General features: G+C 62.9%; 20 protein-coding genes and 1 riboswitch. Of the genes, 11 read left to right on the forward strand and 9 right to left on the reverse strand.

The annotated features are described in order from the left end of the window. Positions 1–55 precede the first annotated feature (55 nt). The 5 genes from BLS27_RS03810 to tkt form a co-directional block, all read right to left on the reverse strand. Positions 56–385: an MliC family protein gene (locus BLS27_RS03810; RefSeq protein ID WP_090343235.1), complete on the reverse strand. Its 330-nt coding sequence runs from the start codon at positions 383–385 to the stop codon at positions 56–58. A gap of 79 nt (positions 386–464) precedes the next feature. Continuing rightward, positions 465–680, reverse strand: a complete 216-nt coding sequence (locus BLS27_RS03815) for a hypothetical protein (RefSeq protein ID WP_043207346.1) — start codon at positions 678–680, stop codon at positions 465–467. A gap of 32 nt (positions 681–712) precedes the next feature. Further along, positions 713–1,876, reverse strand: a complete 1,164-nt coding sequence (locus BLS27_RS03820) for a phosphoglycerate kinase (protein WP_043207267.1) — start codon at positions 1,874–1,876, stop codon at positions 713–715. A 12-nt stretch (positions 1,877–1,888) separates the two neighbouring features. Further along, positions 1,889–2,950: an erythrose-4-phosphate dehydrogenase gene (epd, locus tag BLS27_RS03825; RefSeq protein ID WP_090343238.1), complete on the reverse strand. Its 1,062-nt coding sequence runs from the start codon at positions 2,948–2,950 to the stop codon at positions 1,889–1,891. Positions 2,951–3,098: 148 nt separating this feature from the next. Then, positions 3,099–5,096, reverse strand: coding sequence for a transketolase (gene tkt, locus BLS27_RS03830; RefSeq protein WP_043207258.1), 1,998 nt, complete (start codon positions 5,094–5,096; stop codon positions 3,099–3,101). A gap of 249 nt (positions 5,097–5,345) precedes the next feature. Here tkt and BLS27_RS03835 point away from each other — a divergent pair, with 249 nt between their 5' ends. The 5 genes from BLS27_RS03835 to BLS27_RS03855 all read left to right on the forward strand — a co-directional run bounded on the left by BLS27_RS03835 (position 5,346) and on the right by BLS27_RS03855 (position 10,361). Then, a complete protein-coding gene (locus tag BLS27_RS03835; protein ID WP_043207256.1) occupies positions 5,346–6,338 on the forward strand; it encodes an ArsR/SmtB family transcription factor in 993 nt (330 codons plus the stop codon). Positions 6,339–6,358: 20 nt separating this feature from the next. Further along, on the forward strand, positions 6,359–7,549 hold the full coding sequence (gene metK / locus BLS27_RS03840; RefSeq protein WP_043207253.1) for a methionine adenosyltransferase: 1,191 nt from the start codon (positions 6,359–6,361) through the stop codon (positions 7,547–7,549). 168 nt (positions 7,550–7,717) lie between these two features. Further along, entirely contained in the window at positions 7,718–9,388 is a 1,671-nt protein-coding gene (gene ligB, locus BLS27_RS03845; protein WP_090343241.1) for an NAD-dependent DNA ligase LigB, read from the forward strand. A gap of 60 nt (positions 9,389–9,448) precedes the next feature. After that, positions 9,449–9,844, forward strand: coding sequence for a DUF1090 domain-containing protein (locus BLS27_RS03850; protein WP_043207250.1), 396 nt, complete (start codon positions 9,449–9,451; stop codon positions 9,842–9,844). Positions 9,845–9,965: 121 nt separating this feature from the next. Continuing rightward, positions 9,966–10,361, forward strand: a complete 396-nt coding sequence (locus tag BLS27_RS03855) for a DUF1090 domain-containing protein (RefSeq protein WP_090343244.1) — start codon at positions 9,966–9,968, stop codon at positions 10,359–10,361. A 136-nt stretch (positions 10,362–10,497) separates the two neighbouring features. On the opposite strand, the gene BLS27_RS03860 is transcribed toward BLS27_RS03855, so the two are convergent. Further along, positions 10,498–10,944 carry a c-type cytochrome gene (locus tag BLS27_RS03860; protein ID WP_070571090.1) on the reverse strand — a complete coding sequence of 149 codons (447 nt, stop codon included), beginning with the start codon at positions 10,942–10,944 and terminating at the stop codon, positions 10,498–10,500. Between the two features lie 116 nt (positions 10,945–11,060). Between BLS27_RS03860 and mltA the strand changes: the two genes are divergently transcribed. Then, positions 11,061–12,212, forward strand: coding sequence for a murein transglycosylase A (gene mltA / locus BLS27_RS03865; protein WP_090343247.1), 1,152 nt, complete (start codon positions 11,061–11,063; stop codon positions 12,210–12,212). A gap of 109 nt (positions 12,213–12,321) precedes the next feature. Here mltA and BLS27_RS03870 read toward each other — a convergent pair whose 3' ends face one another. Beyond that, a complete protein-coding gene (locus BLS27_RS03870; protein WP_043207241.1) occupies positions 12,322–12,708 on the reverse strand; it encodes an MAPEG family protein in 387 nt (128 codons plus the stop codon). Between the two features lie 30 nt (positions 12,709–12,738). Then, a complete protein-coding gene (locus tag BLS27_RS03875) occupies positions 12,739–13,572 on the reverse strand; it encodes an EamA family transporter (protein WP_043207239.1) in 834 nt (277 codons plus the stop codon). 214 nt (positions 13,573–13,786) lie between these two features. Between BLS27_RS03875 and BLS27_RS03880 the strand changes: the two genes are divergently transcribed. Continuing rightward, positions 13,787–15,022, forward strand: coding sequence for a cation:proton antiporter (locus BLS27_RS03880; RefSeq protein ID WP_043207237.1), 1,236 nt, complete (start codon positions 13,787–13,789; stop codon positions 15,020–15,022). A gap of 32 nt (positions 15,023–15,054) precedes the next feature. On the opposite strand, the gene BLS27_RS03885 is transcribed toward BLS27_RS03880, so the two are convergent. Then, positions 15,055–15,456, reverse strand: a complete 402-nt coding sequence (locus BLS27_RS03885) for an acyl-CoA thioesterase (protein WP_043207235.1) — start codon at positions 15,454–15,456, stop codon at positions 15,055–15,057. 179 nt (positions 15,457–15,635) lie between these two features. Next, positions 15,636–15,731: riboswitch (S-adenosyl-L-homocysteine riboswitch) on the forward strand. Positions 15,732–15,752: 21 nt separating this feature from the next. Here BLS27_RS03885 and ahcY point away from each other — a divergent pair. From ahcY to BLS27_RS03905, 4 genes are all read left to right on the forward strand, one after another. Continuing rightward, positions 15,753–17,162 (forward strand): adenosylhomocysteinase, encoded by a 1,410-nt coding sequence (gene ahcY, locus BLS27_RS03890; protein ID WP_043207233.1) that lies wholly within the window; start codon positions 15,753–15,755, stop codon positions 17,160–17,162. A 157-nt stretch (positions 17,163–17,319) separates the two neighbouring features. Beyond that, the gene (metF, locus tag BLS27_RS03895) at positions 17,320–18,165 is read left to right on the forward strand and encodes a methylenetetrahydrofolate reductase [NAD(P)H] (RefSeq protein WP_043207230.1); all 846 of its coding nucleotides are present in this window, start codon (positions 17,320–17,322) and stop codon (positions 18,163–18,165) included. A 93-nt stretch (positions 18,166–18,258) separates the two neighbouring features. Continuing rightward, positions 18,259–19,335 (forward strand): hypothetical protein, encoded by a 1,077-nt coding sequence (locus tag BLS27_RS03900; RefSeq protein WP_090343250.1) that lies wholly within the window; start codon positions 18,259–18,261, stop codon positions 19,333–19,335. 48 nt (positions 19,336–19,383) lie between these two features. Further along, a complete protein-coding gene (locus BLS27_RS03905; protein ID WP_043207226.1) occupies positions 19,384–20,172 on the forward strand; it encodes a substrate-binding periplasmic protein in 789 nt (262 codons plus the stop codon).

Genomic DNA, 20,172 nt, shown 5'->3' on the forward strand with positions numbered 1-20,172 from the left:
GCCGCAGGGGCGGTTGCTGTTCAAGTAGTGTGGGCCACCGTCGCGGCCCGGCCAGTCACGGTGCCTTGCAGCCCCGCCCAATCAGATCGTTGGTCGCCACCCAATACACCAGGCCTTCGTCGCCCTTGGTGTGGAAGGCAAGTACCCCGTCGCTGTACAGCGCGCCCGAGGCGCCCGGCTCGGACTTGAGCCGGTAGACCTGGTCGCCGCCGCCTAGGCGTACGTCGACCGCATCCTGGCTCGCATCGGCGAATCGCCAGAGCACTTCGGCCTGGCTGTCGCAGACCCAGCGGGTCCAGTTGTCCGCCGAAGCGGATGGGGCCGGTTGCAGCAGCGAGCATCCTGCCAGGGTCGCCAGGGCCAATGCGGCCAGAAGCGCTTTCATCCAAAAACCTCGTCGTGGATCCGCTACGCGGCCCCTAATCCAAGACCACAAAACCCAACCTTGGTTGCCTGGCGCCCGATCAAGGGCAGCCCGGCGCCTGGCGCTGGTGTTCGTCGTCGTACTTTTCCAGGCCCTCCGGGCCCATGCGCTTGTTGATGACCGGCGCGGTTTCCGCCTGCCACTGAGACTGGTAGCAGCCGCCCTTGGGCGGCTGCGACGGCTCGGTATCGGCAGACTTGCTGGAGCAGGCGCCCAGCAACAGGGCCAGGATCATCACAGGCAATTGCTTGACCATCAGGTCGCTCCCTTTGCCAGGCGCCGCCATACTCAGGCCTTGGCCCGCTCTTCCAGGATAGCCACGGCGGGCAGGACCTTGCCTTCGACGAATTCGAGGAACGCGCCGCCACCGGTAGAAATGTAGGAGATATCAGCGCCTACGCCATATTTGTCGATGGCCGCCAGGGTGTCACCGCCACCGGCGATGGAGAAGGCGGCGCTGTCGGCGATGGCCTTGGCCAGCACTTTGGTACCGTTGCCGAACTGGTCGAACTCGAACACGCCGACCGGGCCGTTCCACAGAATGGTCTTGGACGACTTGAGCAGCTCGGCGAACTGTTCGGCAGTCTTCGGGCCGATATCCAGGATCATGTCGTCATCGGCCACATCGGCGATGGATTTGACGGTGGCTTCGGCGCTCTCGGCGAACTCCTTGGCAACCACTACGTCCACCGGCAGCGGCACGCTGACCTTGGCGGCGATCGCCTTGGCGGTGTCGACCAGGTCAGGTTCGTACAGCGACTTGCCGACCTTGTGGCCCGCCGCGGCGAGGAAGGTGTTGGCGATGCCGCCACCGACGATCAGTTGATCGCAGACCGTGCTCAGGCTGTTGAGCACATCCAGCTTGGTGGAGACCTTGGAGCCGGCGACGATGGCGGCCATCGGTTTGGCCGGGGCTTTCAGGGCCTTGCCCAGGGCATCGAGTTCGGCCGCCAGCAGCGGGCCTGCAGCCGCAACCTTGGCGAACTTGGCAACCCCGTGGGTCGAACCCTCGGCGCGGTGGGCGGTACCGAAGGCATCCATGACGAATACGTCGCACAGGGCGGCGTACTTTTGCGCCAGCTCGTCGGCGTTCTTCTTCTCGCCCTTGTTGAAGCGCACGTTCTCGAACAGCACCAGATCGCCGGCCTTGACCTCGACACCGTCCAGGTAGTCAGCGACCAGCGGCACGTCGCGGCCCAGGGCCTTGCTCAGGTAATCAGCCACCGGCTTGAGGCTGTTCTCGGCGGAGAACTCGCCTTCGGTGGGGCGACCCAGGTGCGAGCAGACCATGACGGCAGCGCCCTTCTCAAGGGCCAGCTTGATGGTCGGCAGCGCGGCCAGGATACGCGCATCGCTGGCTACCACACCGTCTTTCACAGGGACGTTGAGGTCTTCGCGGATCAGTACGCGCTTACCTTGCAGGTCGAGGTCGGTCATCTTCAACACGGTCATGAATGCAGTCCTTCAGGGCTGTTTGGTGCGGGTTTGGTGGACGACGTGCAGGAAATGACCGGCAACGTCGAGCATACGGTTGGCGAACCCCCATTCGTTGTCGAACCAGGCCAGCAGGTTCACCAGGCGGGGGCCGGAAACACGGGTCTGGCTGGCATCGACGATGGCCGAATGCGGGTCATGGTTGAAATCACAACTGGCGTGGGGCAGCTCGGTATAGGCCAGCAGCCCTTTCAGCGGGCCGTTCAGCGCAGCCTCGCGCAACACCCGGTTGACCTCTGCCGCGTTGGTATCACGGGCGGTCTGCAGGGTGATGTCCAGGCACGAGACGTTGACGGTCGGCACGCGTACGGCTTTGGCCTGGATTCGACCGGCAAGTTCCGGAAGCAGGCGCTCGATGCCGCGCGCCAGACCAGTGGACACCGGGATCACCGACTGGAATGCCGAACGGGTGCGGCGCAGGTCCTCATGGTGATAGGCATCGATCACCGGCTGGTCGTTCATCGCCGAGTGAATGGTGGTGATCGACACATACTCGATGCCAAACGCCTGGTCCAGCACGCGCAACAGCGGCACGCCGCAGTTGGTGGTACAGGAGGCGTTGGACACCAGGCGCTCCTCGCCGCTCAGGCAGTCCTGGTTAATGCCATAGACCACCGTGGCGTCGACATCCGCTTCACTGGACATCGGCTGGGAGAACAGCACCCGCGGCGCGCCGGCATCGAGAAAGCGCTGGGCATCGGCACGAGTGTTGTAGGCCCCGGAGCACTCCAGCACCAGATCGACGCCCAGCGCCGCCCAGTCGATGCCCTCCGGGGTGGCGCTGCGCAGGACCTTCACACAGTCGCCATTGATGTGCAGGCAGTCGCCGTCAACCCTCACCTCGCCAGGGAATCGCCCGTGGGTGGAGTCGAAACGGGTCAAGTATTCGAGGCTGGCCTGATCGGCCAGGTCGTTCAGCGCGACGATCTCGAAGCCGGCGTCCGCTCCTCGCTCGAACAGTGCGCGCAAGACACAACGACCGATACGGCCGTAACCGTTGAGTGCAACTTTGTAGGGACGCGGATGGGGCATTCGATACTCACGGAACAGATCTATTGTCAGCAGCCTGCGGGATTGCGGTGTGGCATTCGCAGGCAAGCCCGCTCCCACAGGGATACACGACCACCGTGGGAGCGGGCTTGCCCGCGAATCGGGGCGACACCGCCCGCAGATCCTTACATCAGTCTTCCAGCAGCTCTTCAGCGGTACCCAGAATGTTCTCCAGGGTGAAGCCGAATTCCTCGAACAGTGCGGAGGCCGGCGCCGACTCACCGTAGGTGGTCATACCGATGACGCGGCCTTCCAGGCCCACGTACTTGTACCAGAAGTCCGCGTGGGCAGCCTCGATGGCGATACGCGCACCGACTTCCAGCGGTAGAACGGACTGCTTGTAGGCGGCGTCCTGGGCGTCGAACACGCTGGTGCACGGCATGGAAACCACACGCACCTTGCGGCCCTGCTCGGTCAGCTTGGCATGCGCCTGGACCGCCAGCCCCACTTCGGAACCGGTGGCGATCAGCAGCAGCTCAGGCTCGCCGGCGCAATCCTTGAGGATGTAGCCGCCGCGGCTGATGTTGGCGATCTGCTGGGCATCGCGCTCCTGGTGCTGCAGGTTCTGACGGGAGAAGATCAACGCCGATGGGCCGTCCTTGCGCTCCAGGGCCTGCTTCCAGGACACGGCGGATTCCACCGCGTCGGCTGGACGCCAAGTGTCCAGGTTCGGCGTGCTGCGCAGGCTGGTCAGCTGCTCGATCGGCTGGTGGGTCGGGCCGTCTTCGCCCAAGCCGATGGAGTCGTGGGTATAGACATGGATGACGCGCTGCTTCATCAGGGCGGACATGCGTACCGCGTTGCGGGCGTATTCCATGAACATCAGGAAGGTCGCGCCATAAGGCACCAGGCCGCCGTGCAGGGCGACGCCGTTCATGATGGCGGTCATGCCGAACTCGCGCACACCGTAGAACACGTAGTTGCCGCTGGCGTCATCGGCGCTGACGCCTTTGCAGCCCTTCCACAGGGTCAGGTTGGAGCCGGCCAGGTCAGCCGAGCCGCCGAGGAACTCAGGCAGCAGCGGGCCGAAGGCATTCAGGGCGTTCTGGCTGGCCTTGCGGCTGGCGATGGTTTCACCCTTGGCGGCGACTTCGTTGATGTAGGCCTGGGCCTTCTCGGCGAAGTCGGCCGGCAGCTCGCCGCGTTCACGGCGCTTGAACTCGGCGGCCAGCTCAGGGTAGGCCTTGGCATAGGCGTCGAAGCGCTGGTTCCAGTCGGCTTCGAGCTTGGCGCCGGCGGCTTTGGCGTCCCATTCTGCGTAGATGTCGGCCGGAATCTCGAACGGACCGTGGTTCCAGTTCAGTTCCTTGCGGGCCAGGGCGATTTCATCGTTGCCCAACGGCGCGCCGTGGCAGTCTTCCTTGCCCTGCTTGTTGGGCGAACCGAAGCCAATGATGGTCTTGCAGCAGATCAGGGTCGGGCGATCGCTCTTGCGGGCGGTCTCGATGGCAGTCTTGATCTCGTCGGCGTCATGGCCATCGACGTTGCGGATCACCTGCCAGTTGTACGCCTCGAAGCGCGCCGGGGTGTTGTCGGTGAACCAGCCGTGCACTTCGCCGTCGATGGAGATGCCGTTGTCGTCGTAGAAGGCGATCAGCTTGTTCAGGCCCAAGGTGCCGGCCAGGGACGCGACTTCGTGGGAGATACCTTCCATCATGCAGCCGTCGCCCAGGAACACGTAGGTGTGGTGGTCGACGATGGTGTGGCCTTCACGGTTGAATTGGGCCGCCAGGACTTTTTCCGCCAGGGCGAAGCCCACGGCGTTGGCGATACCCTGGCCCAGCGGGCCGGTGGTGGTCTCGACGCCTGCGGTGTAGCCGTACTCCGGGTGACCCGGCGTGCGACTGTGCAGTTGACGGAAGGCCTTGAGGTCGTCGATCGACAGGTCGTAGCCGGTCAGGTGCAGCAGCGAGTAGATGAGCATCGAGCCGTGGCCATTGGACAGCACGAAGCGGTCGCGGTCGGCGAATTTCGGATTGCTCGGGTTGTGCTTCAGGTAATCGCGCCAAAGCACTTCGGCGATATCCGCCATGCCCATGGGGGCACCTGGGTGGCCGCTGTTGGCCTTTTGCACGGCATCCATGCTGAGGGCACGAATGGCGTTGGCACGTTCACGACGGCTGGGCATCGCTGAGTCTCCTGGGGATTGAAAAGGTAGTGAAACGAAAAAGGCCGCCATTTTCGCCCACAGGCGGGGCCGGGGGCAAACTTTTCCAGCCACAGGCGACAAGCTCGACACTGCAAGCAGAGGTAGATCGGCGCCCGATCTGCTCCAACCTTGCAGCTTGCCCCCTGCAGACCGCAGCTCATCGCCAATATCAAAACTTTTTGATATTGCTATTGCTACGACAGCATCCCCTGTCTAGACTGCCGCCTCATGAACCAAAGCGCGCCCATCACCCCTCAACGCAGCGACGAGCTGGCCGCCCTGTGCAAGGCCGGCGGCGACCCGCTGCGCCTGAACGTGCTGCGCGCGCTGGCCAGCGACTCGTTTGGCGTGCTGGAGCTCGCACAGATTTTCGACATCGGCCAATCGGGCATGAGCCATCACCTCAAGGTACTGGCCCAGGCTGAACTGGTGGCCACGCGCCGCGAGGGCAATGCGATCTTCTACCGCCGCGCCTTGCCCGACAGCCTGCGCTTGGGCGGTCGCCTGCACGCAGCCCTGCTCGAAGAGGTGGACGGCCTGGCCCTGACGCAGGACGTGCAGGCCCGTATCGCCCAGGTGCAACAACGCCGCGCCGCCACCAGCCAGGACTTTTTCCTGCGCGTGGAAGAAAAGTTTCGCGCCCAGCAAGACCTGATCGCCGGCCTGCCGCAGTACCGCGACAGCCTGCTGGCTCTGCTCGACAACCTGAGTTTCGGCCCCGAGGCCAGCGCGCTGGAAGTCGGTCCAGGCGATGGCGGCTTCCTGCCGGACCTGGCACGGCGCTTCAATCAGGTCACGGCCCTGGACAACAGCTCGACCATGCTCGAATTGGCCCGCCAGGTCTGCGAGCGCGAAGGGCTGGATAATGTAAACCTGCAGTTGGCCGATGCACTGGGTGCAACGGATGTGGAAGCCGACTGCGTAGTGCTGAACATGGTGTTGCACCATTTCAGCGACCCGGCCCTGGCCCTGCGCCTGCTGGCCAAACGGGTGAAAGCGGGCGGCAGCCTGCTGGTCACCGAGCTGTGCAGCCATGATCAGAGCTGGGCGCGGGAAGCCTGCGGCGATCTCTGGTTGGGCTTCGAGCAGGAAGACCTGGCCCGTTGGGCCCGGGTAGCGGGGCTAGTACCCGGGGACAGCCTCTATGTGGGCTTGCGTAACGGTTTCCAGATTCAGGTCCGCCATTTCCAGCGGACGACTGGCGACACTCACCATCGGTAAATTTTTAGGAACCCGTCGAGATGAGCGAATACTCCCTTTTCACTTCCGAGTCCGTGTCCGAAGGGCATCCGGACAAGATCGCCGACCAGATTTCGGACGCGGTCCTTGATGCAATCATCGCCCAGGACAAATACGCCCGCGTTGCTTGCGAAACCCTGGTCAAGACCGGTGTCGCCATCATTGCCGGTGAAGTGACCACCTCCGCCTGGGTCGACCTGGAGGAGTTGGTGCGCAAAGTCATCATCGACATCGGCTACAACAGCTCCGACGTCGGCTTCGACGGCGCGACCTGCGCCGTGATGAACATCATCGGCAAACAGTCGGTGGACATCGCCCAGGGCGTCGACCGCTCCAAGCCGGAAGACCAGGGTGCGGGCGACCAGGGCCTGATGTTCGGCTACGCCAGCAACGAAACCGACGTCCTGATGCCTGCCCCGATCTGCTTCTCCCATCGCCTGGTCGAGCGCCAGGCCGAAGCGCGCAAGTCCGGCCTGCTGCCGTGGCTGCGTCCGGACGCCAAGTCTCAGGTCACCTGCCGTTACGAAAACGGCAAGGTCGTGGGTATCGATGCCGTGGTCCTGTCGACCCAGCACAACCCGGAAGTCTCCTACAAAGATCTGCGTGAAGCCGTCATGGAGCTGATCGTCAAGCACACCCTGCCTGCCGAACTGCTGCACAAGGACACCCAGTTCCACATCAACCCGACCGGCAACTTCATCATTGGTGGCCCAGTGGGCGACTGCGGCCTGACCGGTCGCAAGATCATCGTCGACTCCTACGGCGGCATGGCGCGTCACGGTGGCGGCGCGTTCTCCGGAAAGGACCCGTCCAAAGTCGACCGCTCGGCAGCCTACGCCGGCCGCTACGTGGCCAAGAACATCGTTGCCGCAGGCCTGGCCGACCGTTGCGAGATCCAGGTGTCCTACGCCATCGGCGTGGCCCAGCCGACCTCCATTTCGATCAACACCTTCGGCACCGGCAAGATCGCCGACGACAAGATCGTACAATTGGTCCGCGAGTGCTTCGACCTGCGCCCGTACGCCATCACCACCATGCTCGACCTGCTGCACCCGATGTACCAGGAAACCGCTGCCTATGGTCACTTCGGCCGTATCCCACAGCAGAAGACCGTCGGCAACGACACCTTCACCACCTTCACCTGGGAACGCACCGACCGCGTCGACGCCCTGCGCGCCGCAGCCGGCCTGTAAGGGTAAGCGGCTGATTGCAGGCCGCACGCTACAGGTTGCAAGGAAAAGCCCCTGCCGAGTGATCGGCAGGGGCTTTTTCGTGACATATCGACTGACAACTCCGCCCGCCGCCCTGGCCTGCGATTGCCTAGGCTGAGCATTCCCTCCTGCCAAGCAAGGATGCTGGCCATGCCCCCAATGCTCATCGCTGCATTGCTCATACTTCTGCCGATCGTCAGTCAAGCCGACGTCTGTCCATCCTGGCCCCCGGCCCGTGCCCACGAGGAAATCACCCGACTGCGCGAAACCCTGGCCACCTGGGACGACCAGTACCACCGCCAAGGCCATTCACCCGTGGCGGACGAACTCTACGACCAGAGCCGGCAGCGCCTGCACGCGTTGCAAATCTGCTTCGACCTGCCAGGCAGCGATGAGCCGCTGGCCAGCGCCCGCGGCGCCCTACCTCACCCGATACCTCACACCGGCGTGATCAAACTGGCCGATGAACAGGCAGTGGTAGCTTGGCTGCAAGGCAAGCGCGATGTCTGGATACAACCGAAGGTGGATGGCGTCGCAGCGTCGTTGGTGTACCGCGAAGGGCGCTTGGTGCAGTTGCTCAGCCGCGGTGATGGCCTTCTGGGACATGATTGGAGTCGCCATATTCCCCACCTGAGCGGCATCACTCGGCAACTGCCGGAGCCGATCGACCTCGTGCTGCAGGGCGAACTCTACTGGCGTCGGGACAATCACACGCAAGCTCTGGCCGGCAGCGCCAACGCCCGCGGTACGGTGGCAGGCCTCCTGGCGCGCAAGAGCCTGGATGATGCCCAAGGTGGCGGCATCGGTCTGTTCGTTTGGGATTGGCCCGATGGGCCGCCCCGTCAGGCCGACCGCCTGTCACGGCTGGCGCAGCTCGGCTTTGCCGATAGCCAGCGCTACAGCGTCGCCATCGAGACCTTCGACCAAGCCTCGCACTGGCGCCAGCATTGGTACCGCTCAGCCCTGCCCTTCGCGACCGATGGCGTGATTCTGCGCCAGGACAGTCGGCCCCCGGCCAAACGCTGGCGGGCCAAGCCGCCCTCTTGGATAGCGGCCTGGAAGTACCCATTCCAACAAGCCCTGGCCGAGGTGCGCGAGGTGCGCTTTCGGGTAGGACGGACCGGTCGCATCACGCCCATGCTGCACCTGCACCCGGTCGTATTGGATGACCGCCGCATCAGCCTGGTCAGCCTCGGTTCGCTGGCCCGCTGGCAGCGGCTGGACATACGCCCTGGTGACCAAGTGGCGATCACCCTGGCCGGGCTGACCGTGCCGCGACTGGAAAGCGTGGTGCACCGCTCGACGCACCGGGAGCCCGTGACGCCGCCGGACGCCACACAGCACCATCCACTCAGTTGCTGGCGGCCCGACGACACCTGCAAGGAGCAGTTCCTCGCCCGCCTGGCCTGGTTGAGCGGCCGCCAGGGTTTGCAGATGCCCAACCTTGGCTCCGCCACCTGGGCGCGCCTGGTGGAAAGCGGGGCCGTGAGCAGCCTGCATGACTGGCTGGCCTTGGAGCGCGACGACCTGCAGCGCATATCGGGCATCGGCACGGCGCGTGCAGAGCAGTTGCTGCAAGCCTTTGCCAATGCTCGGCAGCAACCGTTCGAGCGCTGGTTGCGGGCCCTCGGTGTCCCGGCTCCGCGCAACCTCCCACTGGGACCGGATTGGCAGACCCTCGCGGCCAAGCGCCGTGAACAATGGCTGGCCGAGCCCGGTATCGGCCCTGGACGCGCCGCGCAACTGGAGGCGTTCTTCACGGATGAAACGCTGGCCCTGCTGGCCATGCAATTGCGCGCACACGCAATCCAGGGTTTCTAATTTCGTCAGATCAGGGCAGCATTTCGTTTTCCGCTGTCCTGCCTTCGAATGGAGTCCCCGATGAAATTGCTTTCGTCTCTTGCACTGTCCGCCTTGCTCAGCATCGCCGCCAGCCCTCTGCTGGCCGCCGAAGAGCAGCCTGGGCTGACCGGCTGCGCGGCCAAGCGCCAGGCTATCAGCGAACAGCTCGAACAAGCGCGCAGCCATGGCAACAGCGAGCAGCAGGCCGGCCTGGAAAAGGCCCTGGCCGAAGTCACCGAACACTGCACCGATTCCAGCCTGCGCAAGGAGCGTGAGCAGAAGGTCCTCGAGGCCCGCCACGAAGTGAACCAGCGCACCAAGGACCTGGACAAGGCCATGAAGAAAGGCGACCCGGAGAAGATCAACAAGCGCAAGGAAAAGCTCGCCGAGGCCAAGAAGGAGCTGCAAGAAGCCGTCGATGGACTGGAGCGCTGAGTCAGTCACGCCGGAGTAGGGTTTTTCTGAAAGCGATGTAGCACCCGTTTCCAGGGTTCACTCGGCAAACGGTTGTAGGCACTATCCCCTACAAATTTTGTTGCTATTGAAGGAAGTGTTCATGAAAGCCCGTTCCGCCCTGACAATTCTGGCCATCCTCGGCCTGGCCGCTGGCACTGCGCAGGCAGCGCAGCCCACCCCAGGCCTGACCGGTTGCGCGGCCAAACGCAGCGCCATCGAGAACCAGCTCGAATACGCCCGCAAGCACAACAATTGGGGTCAGATCCGTGGCCTGGAAAAAGCCTTGAAGGAAAACGCCGCCCACTGCACCGATGCCGGCCTGAAACACGAGCGTGAAGCCAAGGTCGCCGAGGCCAAGGCGGAAGTGGCCGAACGCAAGGCAGACCTCGCCGAGGCTCATGCCAAGGGCGACAAGGACAAGATCGCCAAGCGCGAGCGCAAGCTTGCAGAGTCCCAGGCTGAACTCAAGCAGGCCGAGCTGGAGCTGGACAAGTGACATCGGCTCCCTGGGCTACCGCTGAGAGGGGCAATGCACGGTAGTTGTGCCCCTGCATATCGGGGCCGTTGCGCGGCCCTTCGCAGTTTCCCGCAGGCATTGCGGGAAGCAGCCTCAAGCCCGGCCATGCGGGCAATCAATGATTGCGAAATTCCGTGTGGCAGGCCTTGCATGCGGCCTCGACCTTGTCCATTGGCGCCTTCAGGCTTGCCGCCTCCAGTGGCTGGTCACGGGTCACGCTGACGAGCTCGCCCGTCACCCCTTCCAATTGCCGAGCCAAATCCTGGAAACGCGCCTGACGCTCCCACACCTCAGGCCGCGCGCTGCTGTCACCTTCATCCTTGACCTGCGGAAAATGCTGCCACGGCTCGCGGGACAGACCATCGAGCTTCACCGCACCCTCGGCGAACCGGGCGCCGTCAAACGGTAATCGACCCCGCAGCATGCCGCCCATATCCTCGCTGGTCTTGAGCATTTGCTTGAAGATCGCCTTGCGCTGACCCAGTGGTGAGTTAGGATCGACACGGTCACAGGCCGCCAGGGACAGGCCGACCAACAGCAGAACGGTGAAACATTTCAACATCACGGTCACATTGGCAGAGGGAAAGGGCCGACAGTATCCTCGCCTGCTCGACAAAGACCAATACCCCCACGAAAAACATGGGCAGCCGTACAGGCCGCCCATTCAAGGATTCAACCATGAGATCTGCTCTGCGCCACCTTGCCTGGGCGCTTCCCACCCTGGCCCTGCTGGCCGGTTGCAACGGCGGCGAGAATGCCAAACCCGAACCCCACGCCGTGGCGACCTACGCCCCGGCCACCTGGCAAGACCTGCCAAGCGTCAGCGACGACGACCTGTTGGCCGGTTTCCAGGCCTGGCGCAATGGATGCGAAAAGCTCAAGCGTGACCCGGTCTGGGCCGCTACCTGCGAGGCCGCGGCCCGCATGCCTGAAGACGCCGCCCAGATCCGTGCCTTCCTACAGCAGAACCTGTCGGTCTACGGCCTGCGTTCAGCGCAGAACAACGCCCACGGCCTGATCACCGGTTACTACGAACCGGTTTACCCCGGAAGCCTCAGCCGTACCGAGACCGCCCACGTGCCGGTGTACGGTATTCCCGAAGACATGATCGTGGTCGACTTGGCCAGCATCTACCCGGAACTAAAAGGCAAACGCCTGCGCGGGCGCCTCGATGGCCGCGTGCTCAAGCCCTACGACACCGCTGAAGTGATCAACCGCGACGGCGTGAAAGCGCCGGTACTGGCCTGGCTGACCGATCCGATGGACCTGCAATTCCTGCAGATCCAGGGCTCCGGGCGCATTCAGCTAGAAGACGGACGCCAACTGCGCCTGGGCTACGCCGACCAGAACGGCCATCCCTACCGTCCCATCGGTCGCTGGCTGGTGGAGCAAGGCCAGTTGAAGAAAGAAGACGTGACCATGGGCAGCATTCACGCCTGGGCCCAGGCCAACCCGCAGCGGGTTCCCGAGCTGCTGGCAAGCAACCCCAGCTACGTATTCTTTGGCACCCGTCCAGACAGCAATGAAGGCCCGCGCGGCTCGTTGAACGTGCCGTTGACCGCCGGTTACAGCGTCGCCATCGATCGCAAGGTGATCCCCCTGGGCAGCCTGCTGTGGCTGTCCACTACCCGTCCGGATGGTAGCCCGGTGGTGCGTCCGGTGGGCGCCCAGGACACCGGCGGCGCCATCACCGGCGAGGTCCGCGCAGACCTGTTCTGGGGAACTGGCCCGCAGGCCGGCGAACTGGCAGGGAACATGAAGCAGCCAGGGCAGATCTGGATGCTGTGGCCCAAGGGCGCGGCGCTGCCTGAGGTGCCGAAAGTCCCTTGATCAGGGTTGGATGCTTCGCGGCGGAACCCGCTCCCACAAGCCTGCACAGACCTCAAGACCCACAGTGCCATGGGGGAGCGGGTTTAACCGCGAAGAGCGCGACACGCTTTCAGATGGAAACCACGAAAAACGCAATGATCAGCGCCAGCCCGGCAAACCACACCAGTGAACGCAGGATGGCCAGGTCGGCCAGGTAGCAGATGATGAAGAGTAGGCGACTGGTGATGTACAGCACCGCCAGTACATCCTGCGTCACCTGCTCCGCGTTACCGACGATATCGGCAACGAGCACCGCGGCAGCAAAAGCGGGAAAGGCCTCGAAGCCGTTCTGCTGGGCGGCATGGGCACGGCGTGGCAGGCCCGACAAGGTATCGAGGAAGGCGCGCGGATCGTGGTTTTCACGCAAGCCGAAACGGCCACTGCTCAGTTTCGCCGTCAACCCACACAGCGGCGGCAGGATCATGGCAATCAGGATGCACCACAGGGCAACGGTCATGGAAAGGACTCCTTGTTCAAATGATCGGTTTCAGAGCTTCATCACCAGCATGCCAGCCAGGACCAGCCCGCAAGCTAGGAGTCTTGGCCCGCCAAAAGGTTCTTTGAGGTAGCGCATGCCCAGCAGCACCACGAGGATCACGCTCAGCTCCCGCAATGCCGCCGCTTCGGCAACCGACCCCAGGTGCATGGCCCATAGCACCAGGGCATAGCTCAACAACACGCACAACCCCACCGCCAACCCCAGGCGCCACTGGGTGCGCCAGAACAACACGAACGGCGCCCGCCGCGCCACGCTTGCCAGCAACGGAAACGGCCAAGCACTGAGCAAGGTCAACCACACCAGGTAATCCAACGGCTTGCCCCAGATTTGCACGGCCCTGCCGTCGAACCAGGTGTAGCAACCGATGCACAGACCGATCAGCGCGACCACTGGCAGCATCGACCACGGCAGCCGATCCCCGCCGCCGCCCTGCCAGAGCAGGCAGGCCATGCCGCACGGAATCAGCAGGATGCCAATGATCTGCTTGTCGCTGAGCGATTCTCCGGCAAAGGCCAGCGTCAGCCCCAGCACCACCAAGGGCGACAGGCCGCGCATCAGAGGATAGACCAGCCCCAGATCGCCAACCCGATACGCCTGGATCAACAAAAAGCGGTACAGCTGCTCGGCCAGCGCCGATGCGAGCAACCAAGGCCAGATGTGCGCCGGAGGAATGTCTACGAACGCCACCGCCGCCACGGCGAAGGCGAGGGCTACCAGGTCCATGCTGGCAATCACCAGCAAACGCTCGCCACTGAATTTGATCAGGGTATTCCAAGTCGCGTGGAGCAGGGCCGCGACCAAAACCAGCGAAGTTGCCAACACGGGAGGGTCCTTGCACAGAGTCCAGGCCCTCGTTGGCCTGATTGTCCGACACTATATCGATTTCCAGCCCTAATGTAGGAATCAGCGCCCTGTCCGGCGGAACGAATCTTTCGGATCGGGTCATAAGGTGTGTCCCGAAACGCTCACCAGACCATCAAAGAACTGCCCGAGCATTTCGGGTAACGACTTGGAAGCCACTGTCACAGGATTTCGGATGCTTGAACTTGTTGCCGCTTTTATCTGCCTGACCACCCTCCTCACCTACGTCAATTACCGCTTCATCGGCCTGCCGCCGGCCATCGGCGTGATGGTCACCGCCCTGCTGTTCTCCTTGATCCTGCAAGGCCTGAGCCTGATCGGCTTCCCCGGCCTGGAAGCGCGCGTCGAGGGGCTGATGAACCAGATCGATTTCAACGACCTGTTGATGCACTGGATGCTGTCGTTCCTGCTGTTCGCCGGCGCGCTGCACGTCAACCTCGCCGATTTGCGCAGCTACCGCTGGCCGATCGGCCTGCTGGCCACCTTCGGAGTACTGATCGCCACGCTGGTCATCGGCTATCTGGCCCATTGGGTTTTCTCGATGTTCGGTTGGAACGTGCCGCTGATCTACTGCCTGCTGTTCGGCGCGCTGATCTCCCCCACCGACCCGATCGCCGTACTCGGCGCACTGCGTACCGCCAATGCCTCCAAGCCACTCAAGACTACGATCGTGGGCGAGTCGCTGTTCAATGACGGCACGGCGGTGGTGGTATTCACCGTCCTGCTGGGCATCGTCCAGCTCGGCGAGGCGCCAAGCTTTGCCGACACCGCCTTGCTGTTCGCCCGAGAAGCCATTGGCGGGATCGCCTTTGGCGGTGTGATTGGTTACGCCACCTATCGCATGATCAAGAGCGTCGAGCAGTACCAGGTCGAGGTGATGCTGACCCTGGCATTGGTGATCGGCGGCTCGGCCATGTGCTACGAGCTGCATGTGTCGGCGCCGATCGCAATGGTGGTGGCCGGCCTGATCATCGGCAACCTGGGGCGTAACCTAGCGATGAACGACATGACCCGTCGCTACATGGACGGTTTCTGGGAATTGATCGACGACATGCTCAATGCCCTGCTGTTCGCCCTGATCGGCCTGGAATTGTTACTACTGCCGTTCAACTGGCTGCACCTGGCCGCCGGGAGCGTGCTGGCCGTGGCAGTGCTGCTGTCGCGCCTGCTGACCGTGGCGCCTGCGATCGTATTGCTGCGCCGCTGGCGCAGCGTGCCCAAGGGGACTGTCCGCGTACTGACCTGGGGAGGTTTGCGCGGCGGAGTGTCGGTGGCCCTGGCGCTGTCGCTGCCCGCTGGCGCCGAGCGTGACCTGCTGCTGTCGATCACCTACATCGTGGTGCTGTCTTCGATCCTGGTGCAGGGGTTGAGCATCGGGCGGGTGGTGCGCGGGGTTACTGCACAGCCTTGAGGCTTTTGGGGCTGCTTTCGCGGCCCCCGATGTCATTCCACCGCGGTATCGGGGAACTGGTCCTGGATGTACTTGATCTCGGTTCGCCCATGGGGGGCCGGCAGGCCGTCCTCGCCCAGGTTGACGAAGACCATCTTGTCGACGGTCAGGATGCTTTTACGGGTGATCTTGTTGCGCACTTCACACTTGAGAGTGATGGACGTACGGCCGAACTCGGTGGCGGTAATGCCCAGCTCGATGATGTCGCCCTGACGCGAGGCACTGACAAAGTTGATTTCCGACATGTACTTGGTGACCACGCGCTGGTTGCCCAACTGGACGATGGCGTAGATCGCCGCCTCTTCGTCGATCCAGCGCAGCAAGCTGCCACCGAACAGGGTGCCGTTGGGATTGAGGTCTTCGGGTTTTACCCATTTGCGGGTGTGGAAATTCATCGGTACTCCTGACCTGCTTGGCTAACGTAGGGTAATGATGGCAGAGCCTTTGGCACCTCTCCATTGAACATCGACTATCGTCTCGATTAAGCGACAGAAAACCTTGGGCGTGGCACGACGCCACGGCTATAATCCCTGCCGATTCACATGGCCACCCGCCGCGGGGGCCATCCCGCCACCCATCCGAGGGGCGCTGCAGCAGGCTCGGCCTGTCAGGCTCGGTTGGGGCGTTGTCCGCACTGCGGACGCCTAACGCACAACGGCGCCCATTCGCACACTACGAATGGAGGCTCTCGATGAGCGCTGTAAACACGCCTGCAGGTTTTTCCGACTTCAAGGTCGCCGACATTTCCCTGGCCGACTGGGGCCGCAAGGAAGTCATCATCGCCGAATCGGAAATGCCCGCGCTGATGGGCCTGCGTCGCAAGTACCAGGCTGAGCAACCGCTCAAAGGCGCCAAGATCCTGGGCTGCATCCACATGACCATCCAGACCGCCGTGCTGATCGAGACCCTGGTCGCCCTGGGTGCCGAGGTGCGCTGGTCGTCGTGCAACATCTTCTCGACCCAGGACCAGGCCGCTGCCGCCATCGCCGCCGCCGGCATTCCGGTTTTCGCCTGGAAGGGCGAGACCGAGCAGGAGTACGAATGGTGCATCGAGCAGACCATCCTCAAGGACGGTCAGCCATGGGACGCCAACATGGTTCTGGACGACGGCGGTGACCTGACCGAAATCCTGCACAAGAAGTACCCGGCGATGCTGGAGAAGATCCATGGCATCACCGAAGAAACTACCACTGGCGTGCACCGTCTGCTGGACATGCTGGCCAAAGGCGAGCTGAAAGTTCCGGCGATCAACGTCAACGACTCGGTCACCAAGAGCAAGAACGACAACAAATACGGTTGCCGTCACAGCCTCAACGATGCCATCAAGCGTGGTACCGACCACCTGCTGTCGGGCAAGCAAGCCCTGGTGATCGGCTACGGAGACGTGGGCAAGGGCTCGGCCCAGTCCCTGCGTCAGGAAGGCATGATCGTCAAGGTCACCGAAGTCGACCCGATCTGTGCCATGCAGGCCTGCATGGACGGCTTCGAAGTCGTCTCGCCGTTCAAGGACGGTATCAACACCGGCACCGAGGCCGGCATCAACAAAGACCTGCTGGGCCGCATCGACCTGATCGTCACCACCACCGGTAACGTCAACGTCTGCGACGCCAACATGCTCAAGGCCCTGAAGAAGCGCGCCGTTGTCTGCAACATCGGTCACTTCGACAACGAGATCGACACCGCCTTCATGCGCAAGAACTGGGCATGGGAAGAGGTCAAGCCGCAGGTTCACAAGATCCACCGTACCGGCGCTGGCACCTTCGATCCGCAGAACGACGACTACCTGATCCTGCTGGCCGAGGGCCGCCTGGTGAACCTGGGCAACGCCACTGGCCACCCAAGCCGCATCATGGACGGCTCGTTTGCCAACCAGGTGCTGGCCCAGATCTTCCTGTTCGAGCAGAAGTTCGCCCAACTGCCTGCCGCACAAAAGGCCGAGCGCTTGACCGTGGAAGTACTGCCCAAGAAACTCGACGAAGAAGTGGCCCTGGAAATGGTCCGCGGCTTCGGCGGCGTGGTCACCCAGCTGACCCCGCAGCAGGCCGAATATATCGGCGTGACCGTCGAAGGCCCGTTCAAGCCGGACACCTACCGCTACTAAGCGGCAAGCTTCAAGCGGCAAGCAGCGGCAGAGCGCGCCGATGCCGCTTGAAGCCCAGGCTAAGGAATCTTGAACGATGCCAAGCCAGATCGGCCATCACCGATCTGGCTTTTACTTGCAGCTTGCCGCGTGAGGCGGGCTGCACGAGGAACGAGTGATGTCACAAGAACGCCGCTACAGTTTCGAGTTTTTCCCCACCAAGACCGATGCCGGCCATGAAAAGCTGATGGCGGTCGCTCGCCAGCTGGCGGGCTACAACCCCGATTTCTTCTCCTGCACCTACGGTGCCGGTGGTTCCACCCGCGATCGCACCCTGAACACGGTGCTGCAGCTGGAAAGCGAAGTGAAGATTCCTGCCGCGCCACACTTGTCTTGCGTCGGTGACAGCAAGGAAGAGCTGCGCGCCCTGATCGCCCAGTACAAGGCAGCAGGCATCAAGCGCATCGTTGCCCTGCGCGGCGACCTCCCGTCTGGCATGGGCATGGCCTATGGCGAGCTGCGCTATGCCAGCGACCTGGTCGAGTTCATCCGCCAGGAAAGCGGCGATCACTTCCATCTGGAAGTCGCGGCCTACCCGGAGATGCACCCTCAGGCGCGCAATTTCGAGTCCGATCTCACCAACTTCGTGCACAAGGTCAAGGCCGGTGCAAACAGCGCCATCACCCAGTACTTCTTCAATGCCGAGAGCTACTTCTATTTCGTAGAGCGCGTGCAGAAGATGGGTGTGGACATCCCGGTCGTGCCCGGCATCATGCCGATCACCAACTACAGCAAGCTGGCGCGCTTCTCCGACGCCTGCGGTGCTGAGATCCCCCGCTGGATTCGTAAGCAGCTGGAAGCCTATGGCGACGACACCGCCAGCATCCAGGCGTTCGGCGAAGAGGTGATCACCCGCATGTGCGAGCAGTTGCTCCAAGGCGGCGCACCGGGCCTGCACTTCTACACGTTGAACCAGGCCGAGCCGAGCCTGGCGATCTGGAACAACCTGAAGCTGCCGCGCTGACATATTTCGCTAACAGGTCCTTAAGGCAGCTTTAAGGCTTAGGTATTAGGCTAAAACCTTTCATCCAGCCTTAGACCTGTTAGCGAGCCGCCCATGCAGCCTTTGCCTTCCTCGGCACCTCAGCTCATCTATCTAGCGTTCGGTGCAAAGACCTACCATCAGGAAGCTTGCTTCAGCATCATCAGCGCCCTCGCCCAGCTGAAAGAGTCCGGCAGCCAAGCCCTGGACATCCAGGTCCATACCGACGACCCCGCGCCCTACGCGAAACTCCCGGTCACCGTTCACCTTATCTGCGATGCCACGCGCGCGGCCTGGGCCCAACCCCATGGCTACCATTTTCGCAGCAAGCATGTTCTGTTACGCCAGGCCCTCGAGCAGCATTCCCAGGCGGTGCTGATCGACACCGACACGTTCTTCCGCCAATCGCCGATGGAACTGCTGCGTCGCGTCAAGCCCGGCCATCTGCTGTGCAACGCCATCTGCGCACGCTATGGCGAAAACCCGAACACCGACCTGTACCAAGGCCTGCGCAACATCCTGCACGCGCGCGGCCTGGCGGATGACCACATGAACCTGGTCAACTCCGGCGTCATCGGCCTTGCGGCAGAGGATTCAGGAGCACTCGACCAATCGATCGCGCTGATGGACGAGTTCCACCCCATCGTCCCCAACGCCTATACCCTCGAAGAGTTCTGTCTGGCCGTGGCGGCCTATCGCACGCTGACGCTGACCGACTGCACCGACGTCATCCACCACTACTGGAGCCGCAAGGACCTGTTCCGCGCCAAGATCCAGGCCTGGTTGCACAAGCACGGGGATGACCCTCTGGGCGAGGCCGCCCTGGCCGACGTAGCCCTGGTCAACGACCGCCTGCCAAAACCGCCCACCTTGCATCGCCTGGGATACAAGGCCCTGAGCCTGACACTGCCCCGCCACCAACGCCAATTTGCTCGGGAGTTGCTGTACGGCTGCTACCCCTATGCCAACGAATTCGATCGGGCCTGTACCTTCGCCTGGTGGGACAAGGCACTGGAAAATCTTCAGCAACGCCAAGGGCGCCTGAACAGCGAACAACTGCACCAATTGTTGCACCACCCTGGCTTACGTCTGTCTTTGGGGAGCAAGTATCAGGACGTGCGGGATCATCTGCTCAAGCCTGACAAAGGCTGACGACAGGCTTCACTGGCCTCGGACACACATTGGACGTACGCTGCCGCCATGCCTGACTTAACCCCCCTTCTTTGCGCCCTGCTGCTCGTCTGCCTGAGCCCGTTTGCCAAGGCGGAGCGCCTGCGCTTGGTTAGCGATGACTGGGCGCCCTATATCTACTGGCACGAAGGCCAGCCCAAAGGCATCGACTACGAAGTCGCCAACGAAGTGCTCAAGCGACTCGGCATCGATGTCGACTGGCAACTGCTGCCCTGGAAACGCTGTCTCGCCATGGTGGAGCAAGGTGCGGCCGACGGTGTGCTGGACATCTTCCAGGTCGATTCGCGCAAACCGTTCATGGTCTACCCGGACGAGGCACTCTCGGAGGTTGAGTTCGTGCTGTTCCAGGCCGACGCCAGGCCTCACGCCATCGAACGCCTGAAAGACCTTGCGGGCCTTACCGTAGGGACCTCGCCGGGCTACACCTACAGCCGGGCGTTCAGCGAGTCCTTCCTGTTTCGTCGAGAGCCGGCGCCCACCCATGAGGCGAATTTCGGCAAGTTGATGCTCGGGCGCATCGATCTACTGGTGACAGACCGCCGTGCGGGGCGCCTGTTGCGGCGGCAATTGGGGCTCGAGGGACAGGTTCAGGAGCTACCCTTGGTAATCAGCCGACACCCTCAATACCTGGGACTTGCGAACAAACCCGGAAGGGAACGCTTGGCACAGGCGTTCGCCGACGAGCTGCGACGCTTCAAGCAAGACCCTGCGTATGCGGCCATCAATGCCCGTTACGACAGCGACCTCGGCAATATTCCTGACGCCGTTGAGCAGCACGAACACAGCAGAGCGCGATAG

The sequence above is a fragment of the Pseudomonas guariconensis genome, from assembly GCF_900102675.1.
Taxonomy (GTDB): domain Bacteria; phylum Pseudomonadota; class Gammaproteobacteria; order Pseudomonadales; family Pseudomonadaceae; genus Aquipseudomonas; species Aquipseudomonas guariconensis.

Bases quoted from the DNA above. Each gene is read 5' to 3' on its own strand.
- BLS27_RS03810 (WP_090343235.1), bottom strand. From the start codon at position 385: ATGAAAGCGCTTCTGGCCGCATTGGCCCTGGCGACCCTGGCAGGATGC.
- BLS27_RS03815 (WP_043207346.1), bottom strand. From the start codon at position 680: ATGGTCAAGCAATTGCCTGTGATGATCCTGGCCCTGTTGCTGGGCGCC.
- BLS27_RS03820 (WP_043207267.1), bottom strand. From the start codon at position 1,876: ATGACCGTGTTGAAGATGACCGACCTCGACCTGCAAGGTAAGCGCGTA.
- epd (WP_090343238.1), bottom strand. From the start codon at position 2,950: ATGCCCCATCCGCGTCCCTACAAAGTTGCACTCAACGGTTACGGCCGT.
- tkt (WP_043207258.1), bottom strand. From the start codon at position 5,096: ATGCCCAGCCGTCGTGAACGTGCCAACGCCATTCGTGCCCTCAGCATG.
- BLS27_RS03835 (WP_043207256.1), top strand. From the start codon at position 5,346: ATGAACCAAAGCGCGCCCATCACCCCTCAACGCAGCGACGAGCTGGCC.
- metK (WP_043207253.1), top strand. From the start codon at position 6,359: ATGAGCGAATACTCCCTTTTCACTTCCGAGTCCGTGTCCGAAGGGCAT.
- ligB (WP_090343241.1), top strand. From the start codon at position 7,718: ATGCCCCCAATGCTCATCGCTGCATTGCTCATACTTCTGCCGATCGTC.
- BLS27_RS03850 (WP_043207250.1), top strand. From the start codon at position 9,449: ATGAAATTGCTTTCGTCTCTTGCACTGTCCGCCTTGCTCAGCATCGCC.
- BLS27_RS03855 (WP_090343244.1), top strand. From the start codon at position 9,966: ATGAAAGCCCGTTCCGCCCTGACAATTCTGGCCATCCTCGGCCTGGCC.
- BLS27_RS03860 (WP_070571090.1), bottom strand. From the start codon at position 10,944: ATGTTGAAATGTTTCACCGTTCTGCTGTTGGTCGGCCTGTCCCTGGCG.
- mltA (WP_090343247.1), top strand. From the start codon at position 11,061: ATGAGATCTGCTCTGCGCCACCTTGCCTGGGCGCTTCCCACCCTGGCC.
- BLS27_RS03870 (WP_043207241.1), bottom strand. From the start codon at position 12,708: ATGACCGTTGCCCTGTGGTGCATCCTGATTGCCATGATCCTGCCGCCG.
- BLS27_RS03880 (WP_043207237.1), top strand. From the start codon at position 13,787: ATGCTTGAACTTGTTGCCGCTTTTATCTGCCTGACCACCCTCCTCACC.
- BLS27_RS03885 (WP_043207235.1), bottom strand. From the start codon at position 15,456: ATGAATTTCCACACCCGCAAATGGGTAAAACCCGAAGACCTCAATCCC.
- ahcY (WP_043207233.1), top strand. From the start codon at position 15,753: ATGAGCGCTGTAAACACGCCTGCAGGTTTTTCCGACTTCAAGGTCGCC.
- metF (WP_043207230.1), top strand. From the start codon at position 17,320: ATGTCACAAGAACGCCGCTACAGTTTCGAGTTTTTCCCCACCAAGACC.
- BLS27_RS03900 (WP_090343250.1), top strand. From the start codon at position 18,259: ATGCAGCCTTTGCCTTCCTCGGCACCTCAGCTCATCTATCTAGCGTTC.
- BLS27_RS03905 (WP_043207226.1), top strand. From the start codon at position 19,384: ATGCCTGACTTAACCCCCCTTCTTTGCGCCCTGCTGCTCGTCTGCCTG.